The 18,837-nt window shown below is 69.6% G+C and carries 17 protein-coding genes and 3 pseudogenes; 11 read left to right on the forward strand and 9 right to left on the reverse strand.

All coding sequences use genetic code 11. The features are described from left to right. Positions 1-11: 11 nt before the first annotated feature. The 7 genes and pseudogenes from ACFYW1_RS03985 (at position 12) to ACFYW1_RS04015 (ending at position 6,857) form a co-directional block, all read left to right on the forward strand. On the forward strand, positions 12-1,313 hold the full coding sequence (locus ACFYW1_RS03985) for an MFS transporter (protein WP_388986566.1): 1,302 nt from the start codon (positions 12-14) through the stop codon (positions 1,311-1,313). Then, positions 1,259-1,903, forward strand: a pseudogene (locus tag ACFYW1_RS03990) (transposase); the annotation flags it as partial. The gene ACFYW1_RS03985 and the pseudogene ACFYW1_RS03990, both read left to right, overlap by 55 nt. A gap of 296 nt (positions 1,904-2,199) precedes the next feature. Further along, the gene (locus ACFYW1_RS03995; RefSeq protein WP_388986569.1) at positions 2,200-2,451 is read left to right on the forward strand and encodes a relaxase domain-containing protein; all 252 of its coding nucleotides are present in this window, start codon (positions 2,200-2,202) and stop codon (positions 2,449-2,451) included. Next, positions 2,382-2,837, forward strand: a complete 456-nt coding sequence (locus tag ACFYW1_RS04000) for a relaxase domain-containing protein (RefSeq protein WP_388987007.1) — start codon at positions 2,382-2,384, stop codon at positions 2,835-2,837. The genes ACFYW1_RS03995 and ACFYW1_RS04000 overlap by 70 nt, the downstream gene beginning before the upstream one ends. 603 nt (positions 2,838-3,440) lie before the next feature. Next, a complete protein-coding gene (locus ACFYW1_RS04005) occupies positions 3,441-4,904 on the forward strand; it encodes an MFS transporter (protein ID WP_388986572.1) in 1,464 nt (487 codons plus the stop codon). Between the two features lie 49 nt (positions 4,905-4,953). Beyond that, positions 4,954-5,786, forward strand: a protein-coding gene (locus tag ACFYW1_RS04010; RefSeq protein WP_388986575.1) for an IS5 family transposase whose coding sequence is annotated in 2 segments (ribosomal slippage) — positions 4,954-5,314 and positions 5,314-5,786 — 834 coding nt in all. Because the reading frame shifts where the segments join, the coding sequence is not laid out codon by codon here. Between the two features lie 228 nt (positions 5,787-6,014). Beyond that, positions 6,015-6,857, forward strand: a complete 843-nt coding sequence (locus ACFYW1_RS04015; protein ID WP_388986578.1) for an IS5 family transposase — start codon at positions 6,015-6,017, stop codon at positions 6,855-6,857. Here ACFYW1_RS04015 and ACFYW1_RS04020 read toward each other — a convergent pair. Both ACFYW1_RS04020 and ACFYW1_RS04025 read right to left on the reverse strand, forming a co-directional pair. Next, on the reverse strand, positions 6,852-7,250 hold the full coding sequence (locus ACFYW1_RS04020) for a hypothetical protein (protein ID WP_376297882.1): 399 nt from the start codon (positions 7,248-7,250) through the stop codon (positions 6,852-6,854). The genes ACFYW1_RS04015 and ACFYW1_RS04020 overlap by 6 nt on opposite strands. Positions 7,251-7,597: 347 nt before the next feature. Beyond that, positions 7,598-7,888: a DUF1330 domain-containing protein gene (locus ACFYW1_RS04025; RefSeq protein WP_388986581.1), complete on the reverse strand. Its 291-nt coding sequence runs from the start codon at positions 7,886-7,888 to the stop codon at positions 7,598-7,600. A 215-nt stretch (positions 7,889-8,103) separates the two neighbouring features. On the opposite strand from ACFYW1_RS04025, the gene ACFYW1_RS04030 reads away from it, so the two are divergent. Continuing rightward, positions 8,104-11,595, forward strand: a complete 3,492-nt coding sequence (locus ACFYW1_RS04030) for a protein kinase (protein WP_388986584.1) — start codon at positions 8,104-8,106, stop codon at positions 11,593-11,595. Positions 11,596-11,775: 180 nt separating this feature from the next. Here the strand turns inward: ACFYW1_RS04030 and ACFYW1_RS04035 are convergent, their stop codons facing one another. Beyond that, on the reverse strand, positions 11,776-12,468 hold the full coding sequence (locus ACFYW1_RS04035) for a hypothetical protein (protein WP_388986587.1): 693 nt from the start codon (positions 12,466-12,468) through the stop codon (positions 11,776-11,778). Between the two features lie 120 nt (positions 12,469-12,588). Between ACFYW1_RS04035 and ACFYW1_RS04040 the strand changes: the two are divergent. Next, positions 12,589-12,711, forward strand: a pseudogene (locus tag ACFYW1_RS04040) (sulfite exporter TauE/SafE family protein); the annotation flags it as partial. Between the two features lie 255 nt (positions 12,712-12,966). Here the strand turns inward: ACFYW1_RS04040 and ACFYW1_RS04045 are convergent. The 3 genes from ACFYW1_RS04045 to ACFYW1_RS04055 are packed head-to-tail and all read right to left on the reverse strand — an operon-like array spanning position 12,967 to position 15,122. Continuing rightward, entirely contained in the window at positions 12,967-13,830 is an 864-nt protein-coding gene (locus tag ACFYW1_RS04045) for a cytochrome c biogenesis CcdA family protein (protein WP_388986590.1), read from the reverse strand. Beyond that, positions 13,827-14,576 (reverse strand): DsbA family protein, encoded by a 750-nt coding sequence (locus tag ACFYW1_RS04050; protein WP_388986592.1) that lies wholly within the window; start codon positions 14,574-14,576, stop codon positions 13,827-13,829. Before ACFYW1_RS04050 ends, ACFYW1_RS04045 begins: the two co-directional genes overlap by 4 nt. Positions 14,577-14,627: 51 nt before the next feature. Beyond that, positions 14,628-15,122 (reverse strand): hypothetical protein, encoded by a 495-nt coding sequence (locus ACFYW1_RS04055; protein WP_388986595.1) that lies wholly within the window; start codon positions 15,120-15,122, stop codon positions 14,628-14,630. Between the two features lie 827 nt (positions 15,123-15,949). On the opposite strand from ACFYW1_RS04055, the pseudogene ACFYW1_RS04060 reads away from it, so the two are divergent. Beyond that, positions 15,950-16,098: pseudogene (locus ACFYW1_RS04060) on the forward strand (IS701 family transposase); the annotation flags it as partial. Positions 16,099-16,264: 166 nt separating this feature from the next. Here ACFYW1_RS04060 and ACFYW1_RS04065 read toward each other — a convergent pair. Continuing rightward, positions 16,265-16,813, reverse strand: coding sequence for an IS6 family transposase (locus ACFYW1_RS04065; RefSeq protein ID WP_388986598.1), 549 nt, complete (start codon positions 16,811-16,813; stop codon positions 16,265-16,267). Between the two features lie 52 nt (positions 16,814-16,865). Then, positions 16,866-17,240, reverse strand: coding sequence for a winged helix-turn-helix transcriptional regulator (locus tag ACFYW1_RS04070; protein WP_388986601.1), 375 nt, complete (start codon positions 17,238-17,240; stop codon positions 16,866-16,868). An 88-nt stretch (positions 17,241-17,328) separates the two neighbouring features. Here ACFYW1_RS04070 and ACFYW1_RS04075 point away from each other — a divergent pair, with 88 nt between their 5' ends. Next, positions 17,329-18,246 carry an NAD(P)-dependent oxidoreductase gene (locus ACFYW1_RS04075; protein ID WP_388987010.1) on the forward strand — a complete coding sequence of 306 codons (918 nt, stop codon included), beginning with the start codon at positions 17,329-17,331 and terminating at the stop codon, positions 18,244-18,246. Positions 18,247-18,610: 364 nt separating this feature from the next. Here the strand turns inward: ACFYW1_RS04075 and ACFYW1_RS04080 are convergent, their stop codons facing one another. Continuing rightward, positions 18,611-18,814 (reverse strand): hypothetical protein, encoded by a 204-nt coding sequence (locus tag ACFYW1_RS04080; protein ID WP_388986604.1) that lies wholly within the window; start codon positions 18,812-18,814, stop codon positions 18,611-18,613. Between the last annotated feature and the right edge of the window lie 23 nt (positions 18,815-18,837).

The raw sequence follows: 18,837 nt of genomic DNA on the forward strand, positions 1-18,837 counted from the left end.
GCATGGGTGGGGTGCGAAGGAATACATCGATTTTGCTGCTGGCCGTGGGGCATGCCTGCGTCGACATCTACCAGGGCGCCGTCGCGGCGCTGATCCCGTTCTTCGTGGCCGAACGGGACTACACCTACGCGGTCGCCTCCGGCATCGTGCTGGCCGCGTCCCTGCTGTCGTCGGTGGCCCAGCCGCTGTTCGGGCTGCTCGCCGACCGGTGGGCGATGCCGTGGCTGCTGCCGGTCAGCACCCTGCTGGGCGGGGTGGGCATCGCGCTCAGCGGCCTGAGCGGCTCCTACGGGCTCACCCTGTTCTTCGTCGCCGTCTCCGGCATCGGCGTGGCCGCCTACCACCCGGAATCCGCCCGCGTGGCCCGGCAGGCCAGCCAGGGCAGCCACAGCGCGATGGGCTGGTTCTCCCTCGGCGGCAACATCGGCTTCGCGCTCGCCCCGCTCATGGTGGCGGCCGCGATCGGACACGGCTCCCTGCGCTGGACACCCGTCCTCGTCCTGCCCGCGCTCGCCGGTGTCGCCCTGTGCGTGCCCGTCCTGCGGATGCTCGCCCGGCCCCGGACCGGAACGGCCGAGCCCCGGACGCCCCCCAGCGCGGACGACGTGGCCTCGTTCGTGAAGCTGTCCCTGGCGGTCGTCTTCCGCTCCATCGTCTTCACCGGCCTGAGCACCTTCATCTCCCTCTACGCCCAGCAGCGCATGCAGGGCAGCACCACAGCGGGCACCACCGCCCTGTTCCTGCTGTTCCTGGGCGGCGCCGTCGGCTCGGTCCTGGGCGGGTCCCTGGCCGGCCGCTACGACCGCGTTCACGTCTCGCGCTGGTCCTACCTGCTCTCCATCGCCGCCGTCACCGGCGTGATCTACACACCCGGGCCGGCCATGTTCCTCTTCGTGGCCCTCACCTCCGCCGGCCTGTACGTTCCCTTCTCCCTCCAGGTCACCCTCGGCCAGGACTACCTGCCTTCCCGCATCGGCACCGCCAGCGGCATCACCCTCGGCCTCACCGGCAGCATCGGCGGCCTCATCAGCCCCCTGCTGGGACACCTCGCCGACACCACCACCCTCCAGACCGCCCTCACCCCGCTGATCGCGATGCCCGCCCTGAGCTGGCTCCTCTTCCGCACCCTGCCCGAACCCGCCGCCCCGGCACTGGGACCGTCTCACCCGCGCCCGCAACCGCACGGCAAGACGCGTAGACCCGCGCTGACCAGTGAGAACGCGTATGTTCCACCGGACGGACGAGGACGTGTCCGAGCATGGATCCTGCCGTCCGCCGGGGCGAACCGACCCAAACGGCGCGGGAGCGGATAGCACCGCTGCCGCCGAGGACTGACGGGCGGGGACGACCGTGGCGGCGCCACTGGCAGGTCATCAACGGCAGGTCATCAACGGCGTGCTGTGGCGCCTGCGGACCGGCACGCCCTGGCGGGACGTGCCCGAACGCTTCGCGCGCTGGGAGACGGACGGCACCTGGGCGAAGCTGCTCGAACACGTCCAGGTACACCGAGGCGCAGCCGGCACGGTGAAGTGGACGATATCGGTGGACTCCACCTCGCCTGCGACGGCCGGGGCCTTCCCTCGACCGTGGTCGTCACACCCGGCAACGTCAACGACTCCACCGTTTTCGACACCGTCATGGAGACCTTGAGAGTGCCCCGAGCAGGCGTCGGACGCCCTCGGTGCCAACCCGACGCGGTCATCGCGGACAAGGCGTACTCGTCCCGCGCCATCCGTCAGGCCCTGCGCAGGCGGGGTATCCGGGCAGTGATCCCGGAACGCACAGACCAGAAGGCCAACCGCATACGGCGTGGACAGGCCGGCGGCAGGCCACCGACCGTGAGCTCTACAAGGACCGCAACGTGATCGAGCGCTGCTTCGCCCGCCTCGAACAGTTCCGCGCGACCGACCTCGGCCTCGCCACCGCCTACGTCAACCCGAGCATCCGCGAGTTCAACCGCGACCACTTCAAGAAGCTGTTCGGCGAGGGGATCTTCTGCGGCGCCATCGCCATCGGCCACCCCGTACTGGGCAGCCCCGACCAACAGCACCACCAGGAGAAGATGGCCGCGCGGCGAGGCGAAGCCCGGTGACCGCCCGCACCAGCGAACCATCGCCAAGACGCTGCGCCGGCTGGGGAAAGAGGCCGCGGAGACGAGGTGGTCCTCGGGCCGCGAGGGGGGCGAAGACGCCGGGCCTGGTGGTCGAGGCGTTCCGGCACTTCGACAACCGGGACGGTCTTCCCTTGCTGCATGACCACTGCCTGATCCTCAACCGCGTCCAGCGCAGGGGCGACAACGGCAGGCCGGTGCGGGGCGCGCCGGGAAGCGATGCCGGGCCTGCACCCGGTGATGGAGACGGCCGGGGCCGGACTCCGAGCTCATCGACTGGTCCTCCACCCGCCGCCGGCGCATCGAGAACGTCCTGGAGGGCATCACCGGCGTGTACGTGAAGGAGCACGGCCGGCTGACCGACGAGCGCGCCCGCCACGGGCTCGGCTGGTGGGCGGCGCAGGACACCCGCCCCGACAAGAAGGCCCCCAGGTCGTTGAAGCAGCTGCTCGCATGGTGGCGGGCGCCCGCGCTCCTGAAGTTCGGCAAGCGGATGGTCGACGGCCTCCTCCAGCACTGCCGCGCGCACCCTCCCCACCGCCGTGCCGCCGGTGCGCGCGCCGCCCCGCACCGAGTGCGCACCATCACACCGATGATGGCGCCCCGCGCGCACCACGATGCGCGCCATCGTTCCGGGAGTGGACGCCACCCGTGCGGGAGTGGGCTCCACTGGGCCTCCGCCAACTTGAAGTCGCAGGTCAACATGGCCTGCACTTCCTCGCTCTGACCACCAGAGAGGCCGCCTGATTTAAATATCAGCCGTCCGTCCCGGCCGCGCCCACGACATCACCGCCGCCCGCCACGACTCCGTCCTGACTCACCCGCGCGCTGTCGGCCCCGGGGTCCGGACAACGACGTACGCGACCCCGTGATCGTTACCGGCTTCACCGCGACCCGCGCCCCCAAGCTCACCACCGGTCAGCAGGTCGCCAACCGCGTCCCCACCGCCGGACGCGCACCGGTTGGGCACGGTTTTGTACACCGCAAGAACTGGCGGGCCCTCACCAAGCTCCGCACCAACCCCGTTCGCGCCACCCACCTCCTGCGCGTCCTGTCTCGTCCTGACGAACCTCGAAGTCAACCGCTGAGTTTGTTTTCACCTCTGCACTGACCACCCACGCGAACCTCCGGGCACATACAAAAGGTGTGGCCCCGGTTGTTTGTTGCTCGGTACGGTCACGGCCATGGCGACGGTGGAGGCTCCGGGACGGATGGTTCGAGGTGCGGGTGCGGACGACGTGGCTGTACTTGTGCAGCTTCAGCGACGGACAGCGTCCGTCGCTGATGAACCGGACGTGACCACACGACTCAACGGGTGAGGAGCGCATCCGTGTCCACCATCCCTGCGGCCCGCACGAACAGACGTCCCTGGGTCCTGTTGCTCGTCCTGTGCGGCACGATCTTCCTTGAGGGCAGCGATGTCGCCATGCTGGCCGTTGCCGTCCCCACCATCCGCGCCGACCTGAACCTGACCACCGGTACCGCGGCGTGGGTGATGAGTGGCTACGTGCTCGGCTACGCCGGTTTCACCCTGCTCGGCGGCCGCGCCGCCGATCTGCTGGGCCGACGACGGATGTTCCTCACCTGGCTGGGCGTCTTCATGGTCTTCTCCATGCTGGGCGGCTTCGCGACCGACGGCTGGATGCTGGTCGCGGCCCGGTTCGTCACCGGCGTGGCGGCTGCCTTCATGACCCCCGCCGCCATGTCGATCATCACGACCTCGTACCCGGAGGGGCCGCAGCGCGACAAGGCCCTGCTCGTCTTCGCCGGTGTCGGCGCCGGCGGCTTCTCGCTGGGCCTCGTCATCGGCGGACTGCTGACCGAACTCGGCTGGCGCTGGGTGTTCTTCGCCCCGGTGTTCCTGGCCGGAGCCATCCTGCTCGCGGCACTCGGGCTGGTGCCGACCGAGGCCCGCCCCGAGCCCGCACAGCACGGCTACGACCTGCCAGGCGCGGCCGCCGCAGCCGCCGCGATGCTGCTGTTCGCCTACGGCATCATCCGGCTCGAACACCGCGGCGAAGGGCTCGAGCCGGCCCTCGGCGCGCTCGTCGCCGGGCTGGCGCTGGTGGCGGCGTTCATCCTGATCGAACGACGCGCCAAAGCACCGCTCGTCCGGCTGGGGATCTTCCACAAGGCCGCGATGGTGCGGGCCGACTTCGCCGCCCTGCTCTTCCTGGGTGCGTTCTTCGGCTTCCAGTTCATCGTCACGCTCTACCTGCAAGAGCTGCGCGGCTGGTCCTCCTTGCAGGCCGCGATCGCGCTGATCGCCATGGGCTGCGACGCCGTGCTGGCACCCACCCTCACCCCGCGCCTGGTGAACCGCTACGGCAACAGTCGAGTGATCTTCGGCGGCTTCCTGCTGGCGATCGTGGCCTACGGGCTCTTCCTGCCGGTCGGGATGGACTGGCCGTACGCGGCGATGTTCCCGAGCCTGATCATCGCGGGCACCGCCTTCGCCTTCGCCTACGGTCCGCTCACCATCGCGGCGACCGACAGCGTGGCGAAGGAGGAGCAGGGCCTGGCCGGCGGGCTGCTGTACACGTGCACCCAGTTCGGCTCGGCGGTCGGGATCTCCGCGGTGACCGCCGTGTACGGGATCGCCGCGGCCGGTGCCGATGGCTCACCAGGTGCAGTGCTGGACGCCTACCGCACCGCACTCGTCGTCCCGGTGGTCATGGTGCTGCTGGGAGCGGCGGTCTCCGCCTTCGGCCTGCGTGGCAACAGGGCCGCCAGCCCGCGGAAGAGCGCGGCGCCCGCGGCCCGCGACGAGGTCGACGACGGCGCTCCGAGGTAAGAACTCCTGACGAAATGATCTTCGAGGTGGTCGGATCAGTCCGGAACCGATGATCCGGGGGTGTGGGGTGGCTCGGCCGAAACCGTGGGAGGTCGATGAGGAGCTGTGGGCGGTGATCGAACCGCTGTTGCCCAAGGTCGAGCGCCGGACCCGGCACCCGGGGCGCAAGCGGTATCCGGACCGGCTGGTGTTCCAGGGCATCCTGTTCGTGCTGCACACCGGGATCGCCTGGGAACACCTGCCGCAGGAAATCGGCTTCGGCTCGGGCATGACCTGCTGGCGGCGGCTGGCCGAGGGGACCGAGGCCGGTGTGTGGCCCCGGCTGCACGAGGTTCTCCTTGCCAGGCTCCGCAGGGCGAACGCCCTGGACTTCTCCCGGGCGGCGGTCGACGGCTCTCACATCCGGGCGTTAAAGGGGGCCCCAAGACGGGACGAAATCCTGTCGACCGCGCACGTCCGGGCAGCAAGCACCACCTGATCACCGATGCCACCGGCATCCCGCTCGCCGCCACCTTGACCGGCGGCAACCGCAACGACGTCACCCAGCTGATCCCACTCCTCCAGGCCGTGCCGCCGGTGAGGGGCAAACGGGGCCGGCCCCGACGCCGCCCCAACCTGGTGCTGGGTGACCGCGGCTACGACCACGACAAGTACCGCCGACTCGCTCGGGACCTCGGCGTGAAGCCACTGATCGCCCGCCGCGGCACCGAACACGGCTCCGGGCTGGGCGCCCAACGCTGGGTCGTCGAGCGCACCTTCGCCCGGCTCCACCAGTTCAAGCGGCTCCGGACCCGCTACGAGATACGCGCCGGCCTCCACCTCGGACTGCTCCAACTCGCCTGTAGCATCATCTGCTTGCGACGCCTCCGAACCTCATTCTGAAACGATCAGTAAAAGAGCGTTTTATCCCAGCCGGGGCGCTTCATCGCACTTTAGGTAACGGACCGCTTCGGGCCGGCTGGGGCAGTAGACGTGCTTGTGACAGGTGAGGCGGATGACGGCCTTCGAGGGCCCGTTTCGGGCCCTTCGCTCCTGTCTGATCCCAACACGCCCCCGGTCACGCCGGTTTGCGCCCTGTGGCGGGACGGCGGCCATCGGTACTACAGAAACATGCCTCGCAGACAGCGGCCGTATCCGAGTGACCTGTCCGATGCCCGTTGGGATCTGCTGGAACCAACTCTGACGGCCTGGCGGGCCGAGCGAAGAGGGAAGGGCCTGGACATCGGCCGACCGCCCGAGCACGATCTGCGCCGGATCATGGACGCCATCCTCTATGTCGACCGGACCGGGATCCCGTGGCGGTACCTGCCGCACGACTTTCCTCCATGGGAGACGGTTTACGGGTACTTCGCCGCCTGGCAGAAGGGCGAGGTCTTCGGCCAGCTCAACGGTCTCCTGCGACGCCTGGTCCGGGAGGCCGAAGGCCGCGACGCCGAGCCCAGCGCCTGCGTCCTGGACGCCCAGAGCATCAAGACCTCGGCCAATGTGCCTGCGGCCGGCCAGGGCATCGACGCGGGCAAGAAGATCGCGGGCCGCAAACGGCACATCGGCGTCGATACGCTCGGCCTCCTCCTGGCCGTGCTGGTCACAGCCGCCAACGTTTCCGACAACGCCGGCGGCATTCAGGTTCTCTCGAGCATCGCCGCAGACCATCCGCGTGTCACGAAGGCGTGGGCCGACACGGGCTACCGCACCAAGGTCATCGACCACGGCGCCCGCCTCGGCATCGACGTCGAAGTCACCCGCCGCGACCCCGCTCACAAGGGCTTCAAGGTGATTCCGCGACGCTGGGTCGTCGAGCGGACCTTCGGCTGGCTCATGCACCACCGCCGCCTCACCCGCGACTACGAAACCCACCCCCATCGCTCCGAAGCGATGATCCACCTCGCGATGATCGACCTGATGAGCCGCAGGCTCACCCGAGAGTCGACTCCGAACTGGAAGGACTCATAGCCGCCGGGCCACGCTGACCCGCGCATCCTCACTCCTCATCGCCCGCGGCCAGCGGCTATCGATGAGACTCGCCGCTTCCCGACAGGCGCCGCAGGCGTCTTCCCGTTCCGGCAGCCACGAGTAGTCGGACGGTGACATGCCGGCTTCCTGGATGCCGCACAGCGTCTTGTCGAAGATGCCGAACGCGTGGGAGACACCAGGGGCAAGGCCATCCGCGGCGGCCTTCTCCCAACGCATCCTCAGGGGCAGATACGGCGGCCGCGAAATCTCGAACCACTCGCCGCCCACATGGGTGGCCGCATGGCACCACAAGCAGGACCAGATCTCTTCTTCCCAGACCGTCGGCGGCACCGGCCACCGCCACATCGACCGCCCGCACACATCACACTCCACAGGCGGATCCTCACACGCCAGCACGGGCCGACCCCAAGCGGCCAACATCGCGCCAGTTATCAAACGCCCTGGCCAGGACAAAACGCTCTTTAAGAGTGATCGAGGGCCGCCGCCTCCAGGGGCGCATGAACGGCTCTGTCGTCCGATGGAATCTGCCAAGTCCGGACGACGGGGGCCGTTCGTACGCTCAGGCGGACATGAGTCGTGGACACCAATGTGTGGCTCAGCGGGTCAGGCCGGCGAGGAAGGACTCGGCTGCCGGCCACGAGGTCAGCTCGATACCGAAGCCGCTGTGCGCGTCGGGCCCTTGGACGTGGACCAGCCGGCTGGACAGGCAGACGACGTCGTCAGTGCGGAACGCCCCGGTGTACGCGCCGAGGCAGCTGCGGAGGTGGGTGATCCGGGCCGTCGGGGAGGGCGGTCAGCGCCTCCTGGTAGGCCGCACTCCCGTGCGCCGCGACGGCCTGCTCGAAGCTGTCGAACTCGATCAGGACGGTGCGCTCGGCGATTCCGGCGTCATGCGCCACGACCCGGCCGCCATGGGCGAGGACCCGGCCGCTTCCGGCCTTGACGGCCGAATGGGCCAGCTTGTTGTAAGCAGCCGGCTTCTCAGCCCGGCGTTTGACGTCGCAGGTCACTCGGCCTACTGATCTGCGACGTCAAACGCAGAGCTCAGCGCCGACCGTCCCCTCACAGCAGGGCCACGGCTTCCCTGGCTGGACTCTCCTGACATGGTTTACGGACCCATGGGACCTGTGGGGAACCGCGGAGGGGGATCGACGGGTCCGTGCAACAGTCGGGCGAAGTCACTCTGGTTGCGTGCACTGCACGAGGAGGGTTGGGGATGACGGGCATGAGCAGCGAAGAGCCGTCGTCGTGGCGGGTCGGGGACGTGATCGACGACCGGTACGAGGTTCTGGCAGAGCTCGGGCGCGGCGGCATGGGCGTGGTGCACCGGGTCCGGGACCGGGAATGGGGCGTCGACCTGGCGGTCAAGAGTCCGCGGCCGGGCCGGTTCCAGAGCGTGGGCCACCGGGACTTGTTTGTCAACGAGGCTGAGGCGTGGGTGGGGTTGGGGCTGCACCCGAATGTGTGTGGCTGTTACAGCGTGCGCTTGCTCGACGGGGCTCCACGGGTGTTCGCCGAGTACGTCGCGGGCGGCAGTCTGGCGGACTGGATCGCGGACGGACGGTTGTACGCGGGCGAGCTGTCGGAGGTACGTGCCCGGATACTGGACGTCGCCATCCAAATGGCCTGGGGTCTGGAGCACGCCCACTGTCACGATGCGGGCGGGCTGGTGCACCAGGATGTCAAGCCCGCCAATGTGCTGGTCGATGTGGGCACGGACGCAGCGTTCACGGCGAAGGTGACCGACTTCGGCCTTGCCCGGGCCAGGGCAGGAGCTTCCGTGGACGGCGGCGTGCCCGAGGGGGCCAGCGCCATCGTCTCCTGGGGTGGCATGACGCTCGCCTACGCGTCGCCTGAGCAGGCCAGGGGGGAGCGGGTGGGGCGGGGGAGCGATATCTACAGCTTCGCGGTGTCCGTGCTGGAGATGTTCATCGGCGGCAGGACCTGGATGGTCGGCCCCGTCGCCGCAGAAGTCCTCGCAGATCACCGCGCCGGGCGGCGGGACACTGACCGGATCGGGATCCCCGCGGAGGTCGTGGCACTGCTGGACCGGTGCCTGCGTCACGACCGGGCAGCCCGTCCGCAGTCGATGCCCGAGGTCGCCGGCGAGCTGGTCGAGGTCTATCGCCGGACGGTGGGCGAGGAGTATCCACGCCACCAGCCGGTTGCGGCGGACCTGCGTGCGGACGAGCTGAACAACCGAGGGCTGTCGCTCTTGGACCTCGGTCGGCCGGCCCAGGCAGCGAAAGCGTTCGAGGCAGCCGTCGACATCGACCCGCGGCACCTGGAAGCCACCTACAACGACGGCTTGCGCCGGTGGCGGTCCGGCGCCCTCACCGACGATGCACTGATCAGCAGGCTGGAAGCTGCTCGCACCGCCTCCGGGGACTCCTGGACGGCCCGATACCTGCTGGCCGAAGTCAACCTGGAGCGTGGTGACATCGCCACGGCCGACGCGCTCCTCGGTACTGTCGAGGAAATGGCCCCGGAGCAGCCGAAGGTTGCCGGCGCCCTGCGAACGGTCAGGGAGGGCGGGGCATCCGATCGCAGCCGCGTGACGTCCCGTCCGATGGGCTGGTGGCCCGCCGAGGAGAGGTGGGTGTCCGATGCCGACGGTCTCAAGGTGCCCCAGGCACCGCGAACGAAGGTCCGCTTGACAGCAGACGGCCGACGGGCGCTGGTCTCCTCCCGGAAGCACGTGGGCCTGTGGGACCTGCACAGCGGACAGTGCCTGTTCCGCCGGGACGAGCCGCACTACTACAAGGAGATCGACGTCAGCGCTGACGGGCGGTTCGTCATGTGTGGCCTCGACCGCCAGCTGCACCTGTGGGACCTGGTGAGACGTCGTCGCTTGTGGCGGGTGGACTTCAACGAGGAGTCGGGGTCCTCCACGTCCCGCCGGTTCGGTGCGGACGGTCGTGCCCCGGTCAGCGCCGTCCGGCTCAGCGCCGACGGCCGCGTCGCCGTCGCACAGACGGGCGGCGGCAGTGTGACGATCTGGGACGCGTTCACCGGGGAGTTGAGCCTGCGGCTCGGGCAGCAAGGCAGCCTGGCCGCCCTGTCCCCGGACGGACGGTCAGTGCTGATCACAACTGATGACGGCAGCCTGCAGCTGTGGGACACCACCGGGGCCCTCATGTGGGAGTCGCACGGAGTCAACGCGGCGGCCGTACCCGCATCCATCAGCGCGGACAGCCGGACCCTGGCGATGGCCCGCTCCCGCGGGACCACCAAGCGCTCCTGGGAGGACATCGGTGTCTGGGATCTCGCCACTGGTGCGCAGACGCACACACTGACCGGCCACACACGACGCGTGGTGTCGCTGTCCTGGAGCAGCGACGGCCAGGCGCTGCTGTCCGGCGGGGCCGACGGCACGGCACGGCTGTGGGAGCTGGACAGCGGCCGCTGCCTGCGCACTTTCCCGTCCACCGCGAGCTGTCGGCAGCAGGTGCTGCTGGCGCCGGGCGCCCGGCGGGCGGTCGCTGCCGACGAGGACGGAGTGCGATGGTGGCCCCTGCCCGACCACTACACCGCGCCCCCTCGATTGAGTCCCCCGCACCGGCACGGAGAGCTGGCCGGACTGCGGGCGGACGTGGGAACGCTGGTCGATGCAGCCGAGCGTGCCAGGGACGGGCGTCGCTACGGCGAGGCGCGCGAACTGCTCGCCAGGGCACGGCAGACTCCCGGCTTCGAACGAGCCCCGCACGTGCTGTCGGCCTGGCGGTCGCTGGCCGGTGTACTGCCGCAGGTGGGGGTGCGGGCCAGTTGGCAGGTCGGCGAGCTCCCCGGCCTGTCCGTGGCGCCGTGTGCGGTCGATCTGTCGTCGGACGGTGCTCGCGTCGTATCCGCCGGTGAAAGCCTGCGGGTGTGGGACACGCGCACCGGTCGATGCTTGCGGGAATGGGCGGTCGGCACGGGACTCGCCACCCGGGCACACATCGACCGCCCTTCCCCGTTCACCGCGGTCCGGCTCAGCTCCGACCAACAGCGCGTGCTGTCCGCCACGCAGGACGGCCAACTCTCCGTGTGGTCGATCGACACCGGTGACAGACTCACGAACATCACCGACGAGCGTGCCGGCCGCGGTGCCGAGCCGGCATGTTTCAGTACGAACGGGCACTGGGCGCTCACCGCAGACCGGAACAAGGCACTGCACCTGTGGGACCTGAAGGACGGCCGCCTCGCGCGAACACTCTGCGGCCACGGCCGCAACGGCTTCATCACCACTGACCTGTGGGTGCATCCCGACGGGCACCGCGCGGTGTCCGGCAGTTGGGACCGCACCGTGCGGGTCTGGGACCTGGACACGGGCAAGTGCACGAACGTTCTGGACAGTCCCACGGAGACCTCCTCGGTTGCGCTGAGCCCGGACGGAGCTTTCGCCGTGTCCTGTGGCAACGACCGGACCATCCGGCTCTGGGACCTCGGCTCCGGCACCTGTGTCCGGGGCCAACAGCACCTGCCAGGTCACGCGCAGACGGTCCGGTACATCTGCGACGGCCGCTTCGTGGCGGTCGCGGTGTCCAGCAGACCCACGAGCATGGTCCAGATATGGGACCCGAGGACCGGACAGTTCGTGCACACCCTCGACACGCAGCAGATCGGGATCTGGGCCTGCGCGTTCACGCCGGACGGGCGGTACGCCCTCACCGCCGGCGCGAACACGCCACTACGCCTGTGGGAACTCGACTGGGAGCTCGCCTCGCACCCGACCTGACCAACCAGGGAATTGGTGACGGCTTACGACTCGGTACGCGATTGAGGTTGGGGCGTGTTGACCTGGCGGCTTGACTGGTGGGTGATCAACAGGCCGCCCGCCGGTTGCGTATGAGTTCGGTGCTGGTCCGGCGCCGGGCCGGTCTGCGGGCTGCGTCCCGCGCGTTCACACGAAGGCGGGTTACAGGCCCAGGCGGCGCAGGGCCACCGCGACGTGGCCCCGCAGGGAGCGGTCCCAGCCCTCAACAGCCCCGGAGACCGCGACCGCGTCGGCGTGCACGAGGACGGTCAGTGCCGCGTCGGGCAGTGTCGTCGCCTGTCGGCGGGCCAGGGCGATCGCGGCCGTGATCCGTACCATTTCGTCGGGTGAGGCAAGACCCGTCGTCAGGGCTCCGAGTTCATCGGAACCGGGGTGGCCGGACAGGTGGGCAAGTGCGAGGTTCGCCGATGCCCGCGCGTCGGCGGTGTCGCACGACACGGCGGCGAGCGCGCCCGGCAGTCCGGGCACCGGGGAGAACCAGACCAGCAACGCCGCCGCGAGGGTCACCACGGCGGGGTCGGGATCGTGCAGCCACCTCAGGAAGGAGGCCGTATGACGCTCGGCCGCACGGTAGGCCTCGGCGGCCCAGCGCAGTGCCACGGCGTCGGCCACATCGGCGACGGCATCGATGTCTGGGTCCTCCTCGAAGAGAACCCGGAGCACCGCATCCTCGTCTGCCGGGCGTACCCGGTCGGCGTCGGCGAAGGCCGACGTGGGGTTGAAGGGCAGTTCGTCGTCGCGCAGGTTGCCGATGGCGACGGCATGCAGTACGTGGAGGACGGTGTCCCGGTCGGGAGTCGAGGGAGTGTCGACGAGGGCGACGAGCGGAGCCACCACATACGCGCTGGCCGGCCACCGGGTGCCCTGGTGGTAGACGCTACTGGTGAGGGCCGACGTGGCCGCACGGCGTACGGCCGGGGTGGAGCTGGACAGCGCCGCCAGATGACCCGGAGGGCCGCGATCCTCGCCGCCCGGGACGGCAAGAGGCTCGCCTCGAAGATCACCGGACGAACTCTCCAACAGATCTTCGCGTTCGTCCTGCTGGGCGGGGCGGCCTTCATACTCGTCGACGTGATCACGAGCGAGGCCGCTACGGCCGCCGGGAGGGCCAGGCCGAGGAGAAGGGCACGGTTTCTCCAGCCACCCATGCTTCCCGTCCCATTCCTCGCCCCGCGCCTGCGGCATTGTCGGACGCAACGGCCGTGAACTCCCTGCCGCCGCCCCCGACAATGCCCCCGGCACGACTCCGCGCAACGGCCGAGTCGAGGAGAGGGCGGGGCCGGTGCGCCGGTTTTCCGCCCTCTCCGTTCGACTGACACGGGGCTGAGCGCGTCACCCGTGCTTCGACGGCTCCCGCGGTGAGGGCCGCCCTGTCCGTTTCGCCGTCGGGCGGAACAGCGCCAGCAGTCCTGCCAGAGCGACCAGAACCGCCAGGAACAGGAGCACCATCCGGTCGGACACGGCGGCTCCGATGGCCGACAGGCGCTCCTCCAGGGCGAACTCCGTGTCGGTACTGATCACCGATGGCAGCGCGGACGTCCCATCGAACAGCAGGAAGGCCGTGCCGAGCACGACGAAGACCAATCCGCCGATGACCGAGGTGCTGTGCAGGGAGACCCGCCCCATCCGGAGGGACCGGCCGCGCAGCCAACGCTTGCGGCCCAGATCGAACCGGTCCCACAGCAAGGCCAGAACGAACATCGGCAGTGCCATTCCCAGCGCGTACACGGCGAGCAGCATTCCACCGTGGATCGGATCGCCACCCACCGCCGCCACAGTGAGAATGCCGCCGAGAATCGGCCCCGCGCAGAAGCCGGCCAGGCCGTAGACGGCGCCCAGGGCGAACACGGACAACGCCGATCCGGAACGGCGTGCACCGGCCGCCTGCGCCATGCGCCGGGAGCCGAACCCCAACCCGGCGATCTGGGCCACGCCCAGAACGATGACGGCCCACCCCCCGACCGTCACCAGGGTGTCCCGGTGGCCGTAGAACAGCCGACTGGCGAAGGAACCGGCTACGCCGAGCGGCACGAGTGTCGCGCACAGACCGACGTAGAACAGGCCGGTACGGGCCAGCAGCCTCGTCCGGCTGGTGAAGGAGTACGCGAAGAAGGCCGGCAACAACAGCGCGCTGCACGGGCTGAGGAGCGCGAGCAGCCCACCGAGGAAGGCCACCGCCAGACCGACCTCGCTCACCGTCCCGCCGCCTCGGCCGCCGCTTCGACGGCTTCCTCGAACGTGGCCGTGGGCTGGGCCCCGAGGACCGGCTTTCCGTTGATCAGGAACGCCGGGGTGCTGCTCACACCGAGGCCGTAGCCCTCTTCCTGATCCTTGCGCACGGCGGCGCGGGCCGCGTCGGAGGCCATGTCCGAGCGGAACCGCTCGATGTCGGGGATGCCTGCCCGCCGAGCCATCGCGACGAGTTTCTCCGCGGAGAACTCGCCTTTGTTGCGTTCACGTGGCCTGCTGTAGGCGACCTCGTGGAACTCCCAGAACTTCTTCTGGCGTCCGGCGGCCCATCCGGCCAGCGCGGCCCGCTCGGACTCCTCGCCGAAGACGGGGAAGTTGCGCCACTCGATACGCAGCACCCCCTTGTCCACGTAGGAGCGCAGCAGTTCGGGCTCGGTCTCGCGGGCGAAGCGACCGCAGAAGGGGCATTGGAAGTCGGAGTACTCGATCATCACGACCGGGGCGTCGACCGGTCCCACGGCCAGGGCGTCACCGGGGGCACGGCGCGCAAGGGCGAGCAGGCTCTCGTCGGCGGGTACCGGGTCGGCCGGTCCGGTGGCGACCGGGGACCTGGTCTCCGGCTTGTCGCCGGGGGCCGAGCCGTCCAGCGCGAAGGCGAGTCCGGCGAGCGCCGCGGCCGCGACGAGGGCCGCGGCCGTCACAGCGGTCCGCCTGCGGGGAAGGCGAGTGGAAGAAGGGGTGGATGAAGCCATGGCACACCTCAGATGTGAGGAAGAAGGAAATGAGCAGAATCGGGCCGCGGATCAGGCGGAAGCCGTGACCGGGCACACGGCCTGGAGGGACAGGCGGCGCAGTGCGGCCTCCGCCAACAGGCCCACGGAAAGGACTGCCAGCAGGGGCTGCAGGGGAGCCCAATAGCTCATGGCACCGGAGGCGCCGAGGAGCACGAGAACGAGCTTGTTGCACACCGGACAGCCGACGGCGAAGAAGGACAGCACACCGCCGGCCGCTCCCAGACGACTGCCATCGCGGGCCGGTGTCGTCCCGGGCGGGGAAGGCTGCCGCACGTAGGTGCTCAGAACGATGCCCGCCAGTGCCGCCGTGACGACGAGGGCGGGGTAGTTCCACCACTGCACGGGGACGGACCGGCCGAACAGGGGGTTGGGCACCACGTCGGTGGGCGCGCCGACCAGGACTGCGGTGGCCAGGGCGCCGAGGCCCGCCACCGTCCACTGCCGGGTCCGCCAACCACGCAGTGCCGCACCGGCCCGGCTCCATGAGCGCGGGGAAGAGGACATGTGAGATGACTCCGTTCTGGAGGATTCAGGGACGCGACCAACGGGCCGGCCTAAATCCGCAGAACGGAGTGGAGCGATGGGAGAGGCGGCGGGGCGGGGCCTGCCGAGTACGTGCCGGAGCACGGCTCATGAAACGCCACCGCTCCGGCCCGGGACGTCGGGCAACCGGAGCAGTCGGACACCTGCGAAGTGTTCTCGGCCCGCTGAGGGGTCTGATCGGCGACGGCCTTCTTGCCGCACGGCGCAGACGTTCCGGACGGCGCTTCGAGAGAGGAGGCGGGGTGGGCGAACTCCGCGGCAGATGTCCGGGGGAGCGAACCGTCACGCTGCACGTGACCGAACACGCACAGCAGGGCTACGACGGCCACAAGCAGGGACAGAACAGCGCGAAAACCGGTGTGCACCGGCCCGTACGCGCTCGCCCGCCTCATCATCGCCCCCACGCCCATTCAGTGGTACGGCCACTCTAGGGCACACCATCCGGCACCTCGCCTCAGCCCGTGCGGAATTCCCACCCGGGCGGACCCGAATCTCCGCGAGGGTGAGCCACGCCCTCCAGGGCCCGTTTCGCACGCGCCATCGACGGCCCCGTCGGACAGCCTGACAGGCTCGCCCCGAGCACCCGAGCACCCGAGCACCCGAGCACCCGAGCGGCTCGCAGGAGAGCGGGGGACAGGCGACCGGACGGGAGGGCGCGCGGGAAGAGGCGGAATCGCCTCTTCCTCAGCTGAGGAACCCGCACCGGGAAGAAGACCACCCTCCCCATGTGCATGGGTAACGGATTGCTGTCTCCTCGATGCTCACTCGCGGTTCGTGGAACTCCTGCAATCGCACACAACTCCCGCGAGCTCAAACACGGCCCCGGCCTGGACCGCTTCGAGGGCCGCACCCGGCACCACCACGTCACCCTCGTCACCGCCGCCCAGGCATTCCTCCCCTCAGGCGGCTCGACCCAAAAGTCCGCACACCGGCCTGACCCTCCACCAGGTCCTGGACGTTCTCCAGAACCTGCTGAAGGGCTGGACCGGCCCCTGTGCCCCCTGCAACCGCCCCTACCCCGCAACAGGGGGCTGTCACGTTGTTGGGGGTGTGAGTGCCTGATGGTGTGTCGGGTGTGGTAAGGCCGGGTTCCGGTGCTGTGCTCAGGCCGTGGTGGGCAGGGCGGTGATGCCGGTGGCCTGGTCCCAGACGGTGAAGCGGATGCGGTAGTGGGTTGCGGTCATCAGGTGTCGGCAGGGCCGGAAGTGGGGTGAGATACCGCTGAACGCGGCCGGGAACCGCTGGATTCCGCCGACGCTGCGGAAGAAGCGCCTGGTCGCGGCCCTGCCCCTTCGGCCCTGGACCAGGATGTCGAGCACGGTGCCGTCGGCGTCGGCGTCGACGGCCCGCCACAGGTACTTCCGCTCCCCGTTGATCCTCACGGACACCTCGTCCAGATGCCGTTTGTCCCCCGGCCACGGCCGGCGGCTGCGCAGCCCGTTCGCACAGGCATGCCCGAACTTCATGCACCAACGGCGGACCGTCTCGTGGGAGACGATCACACCGCGCTGGAGCATCAGCTCCTCCACCTCACGGAACGGCAGCGGGAAGCGGAAGTACAACCACACGCAAGGGGAGATCACCTCGACCGGGTACCGGTGTCCCCCTGCACGACGGCGGCGCTGACGACACGAGCGCCCCCTCCCCGGCATGACCAACTCCAAGATCACCCCACCCGGTCAGCCGACGTGACAATGCCTGCTCTCACGCAGCGTCCGCGGGGACCTTCTCCGCGCCGATTCGCTGGATCCGTTCCTGCCCCCACTCGGCCAGGGACTCCAGGGCGGTGTTGAGGGTGACGCCGTGCTCCGTGAGGGAGTACTCGACCCTCGGCGGCACCACGGGGTACACCTCCCGGTGCACGAGACCGTCCTCCTCCATCTCCCGCAGGTGTTGGACGAGCATCTTCTCGCTGACACCCGGGAGCCCGCGCCGCAGTTCCGCGAAACGGCGCGTGCCGTGCTCGTGCAGTTCCCAGATGATCAGGGACTTCCACTTCCCGGTGACGACGTCCATGGCCGCGTCGACTCCGCAGAAGTAGGGGCCTCGTCGTGCTGCTGTTGCCAAGAGTTCCTCCATGCCGCCCGGGTGGTACTTACCTTCCGGTGGGTACCGCACTAATTAGTCCGTACTGTTCAACTCTACTGGCCCTGACGAGGATTGAGGCATCAACGGAACCTTCCGCACGACATGGGAGAGCAGTGACATGCACGAGATCCACGAAACCGACGTGAGCATCCTCGGACTCGGCGCGATGGGCAGCGCGCTCGCCGAGGTTTTGGTGAAGGCCGGAGTGCGGACCACGGTCTGGAACCGCTCGACGGGCAAGGCAGAGGCACTCGTCGCACAGGGGGCGACCGAGGCCGCCTCTGCCGCCGAGGCGGTCCGGGCGAGTCCGCTGGTAGTCGTCTGCCTCTTCGACCACGACTCGGTGCACGAGGTACTCGACCCGCTCGTGGGCGACCTGGCGGGACGGAAGCTGGTCAACCTGACCACGACCAAGCCCGAGCAGGCGAGACGGTCGGCCCTCTGGGCAGCCCAGGCGCAGATCGCCTACCTGGACGGCGGCATCATGGCGGTGCCTTCCATGATCGGGCAGCCGGGGGCCTCGATCCTGTACAGCGGTTCGCAGGAGGTGTTCCGTGAGCACGCGGCACTGTTCGACCGGTGGGCGACCAGCACCTACTTCGGCGAGGACCCGGGACTGGCCTCGCTCTACGACTTCGCATTGCTCTCGGCGATGTATGTGATGTTCGCAGGGTTCATGCAGGGTGCGGCCATGCTGGCACCGGCAGGCGTGCCGGCGAGCCGGTTCGCGGCGATGGCCGCCCCGTGGCTGACCGCGATGACCGGCGAACTCACCGGGTACGCCGAGGTCATCGACGGCGGTGACTACACCGTCCCGGGGCAGCAGAGCCTGACGTTCTCCAACCTCGGCCTGTTCATCGAGGCGATCACTGACCAGGGAGTGAGCGCCGAACCGATTGCCATGGTCCAGCGCCTCATACAGCAGCAGGTGGACGCCGGCCACGGGACAGAGGGATTCGCCCGCATCATCGAGAGTCTCAAGCACTCCGGCGCATGAGTGGTCGCCGTCGAGCATTTCCGCCCCTCTTCGCCGGTGGGCGGGCGCCGGCGGGCTCGTACGACTGGCGGGCACGCGGGGCGGTACGGTTGGCCCGGAGCTGAGCCTGTACGCAGTGCCGACCCGCTCCGGGGCAGTGCCGACGCTCGGCAGGGTGCCGCCCCCGGCATCTGGCCGCCCCCGCTCCGCATCCGTCCGAGGGCATCCGTACGGCCAGGCCGGACCAGGCCGTGGTGACAGTGATGTGCTTGGTCGACAACTGCCCTGCCCCCGCGCGCCCTGGTGGGTGGCGCGAGGCAGAGGCCGGGTGCCGGTGACAGCCAATCAGACCGGTCCGCACATCGGTGCGGGGGGAGGGTGGCGGTCAGTGGCCGTCTGTCACCGGCTTCACCTCTTCGTCCTCCGATCCCGCCTCCACGACGGCGCTGCGCTCGGCGGGGTGGGGGAGCAACAGGAGCAGGGCGGGGGCGAGGCCGGCCAAGGCGAAGATCGCGGTGGCCAGGAAACCCACCCGGAAGCCGTCGCTGTGGCCGGATACGTCGGAACCGGTGGCGAAGGCGAGGGCCACCGACGAGCACGACCAGGAGCACG

The organism is Streptomyces sp. NPDC002669 (genome assembly GCF_042889165.1).
Taxonomy (GTDB): Bacteria; Actinomycetota; Actinomycetes; order Streptomycetales; family Streptomycetaceae; genus Streptomyces.

Bases quoted from the DNA above. Each gene is read 5' to 3' on its own strand.
- ACFYW1_RS04065 (WP_388986598.1), bottom strand. From the start codon at position 16,813: ATGCCGGGGAGGGGGCGCTCGTGTCGTCAGCGCCGCCGTCGTGCAGGG.
- ACFYW1_RS04030 (WP_388986584.1), top strand. From the start codon at position 8,104: ATGAGCAGCGAAGAGCCGTCGTCGTGGCGGGTCGGGGACGTGATCGAC.
- ACFYW1_RS04050 (WP_388986592.1), bottom strand. From the start codon at position 14,576: ATGGCTTCATCCACCCCTTCTTCCACTCGCCTTCCCCGCAGGCGGACC.
- ACFYW1_RS04070 (WP_388986601.1), bottom strand. From the start codon at position 17,240: ATGGAGGAACTCTTGGCAACAGCAGCACGACGAGGCCCCTACTTCTGC.
- ACFYW1_RS04055 (WP_388986595.1), bottom strand. From the start codon at position 15,122: ATGTCCTCTTCCCCGCGCTCATGGAGCCGGGCCGGTGCGGCACTGCGT.
- ACFYW1_RS04015 (WP_388986578.1), top strand. From the start codon at position 6,015: ATGCCTCGCAGACAGCGGCCGTATCCGAGTGACCTGTCCGATGCCCGT.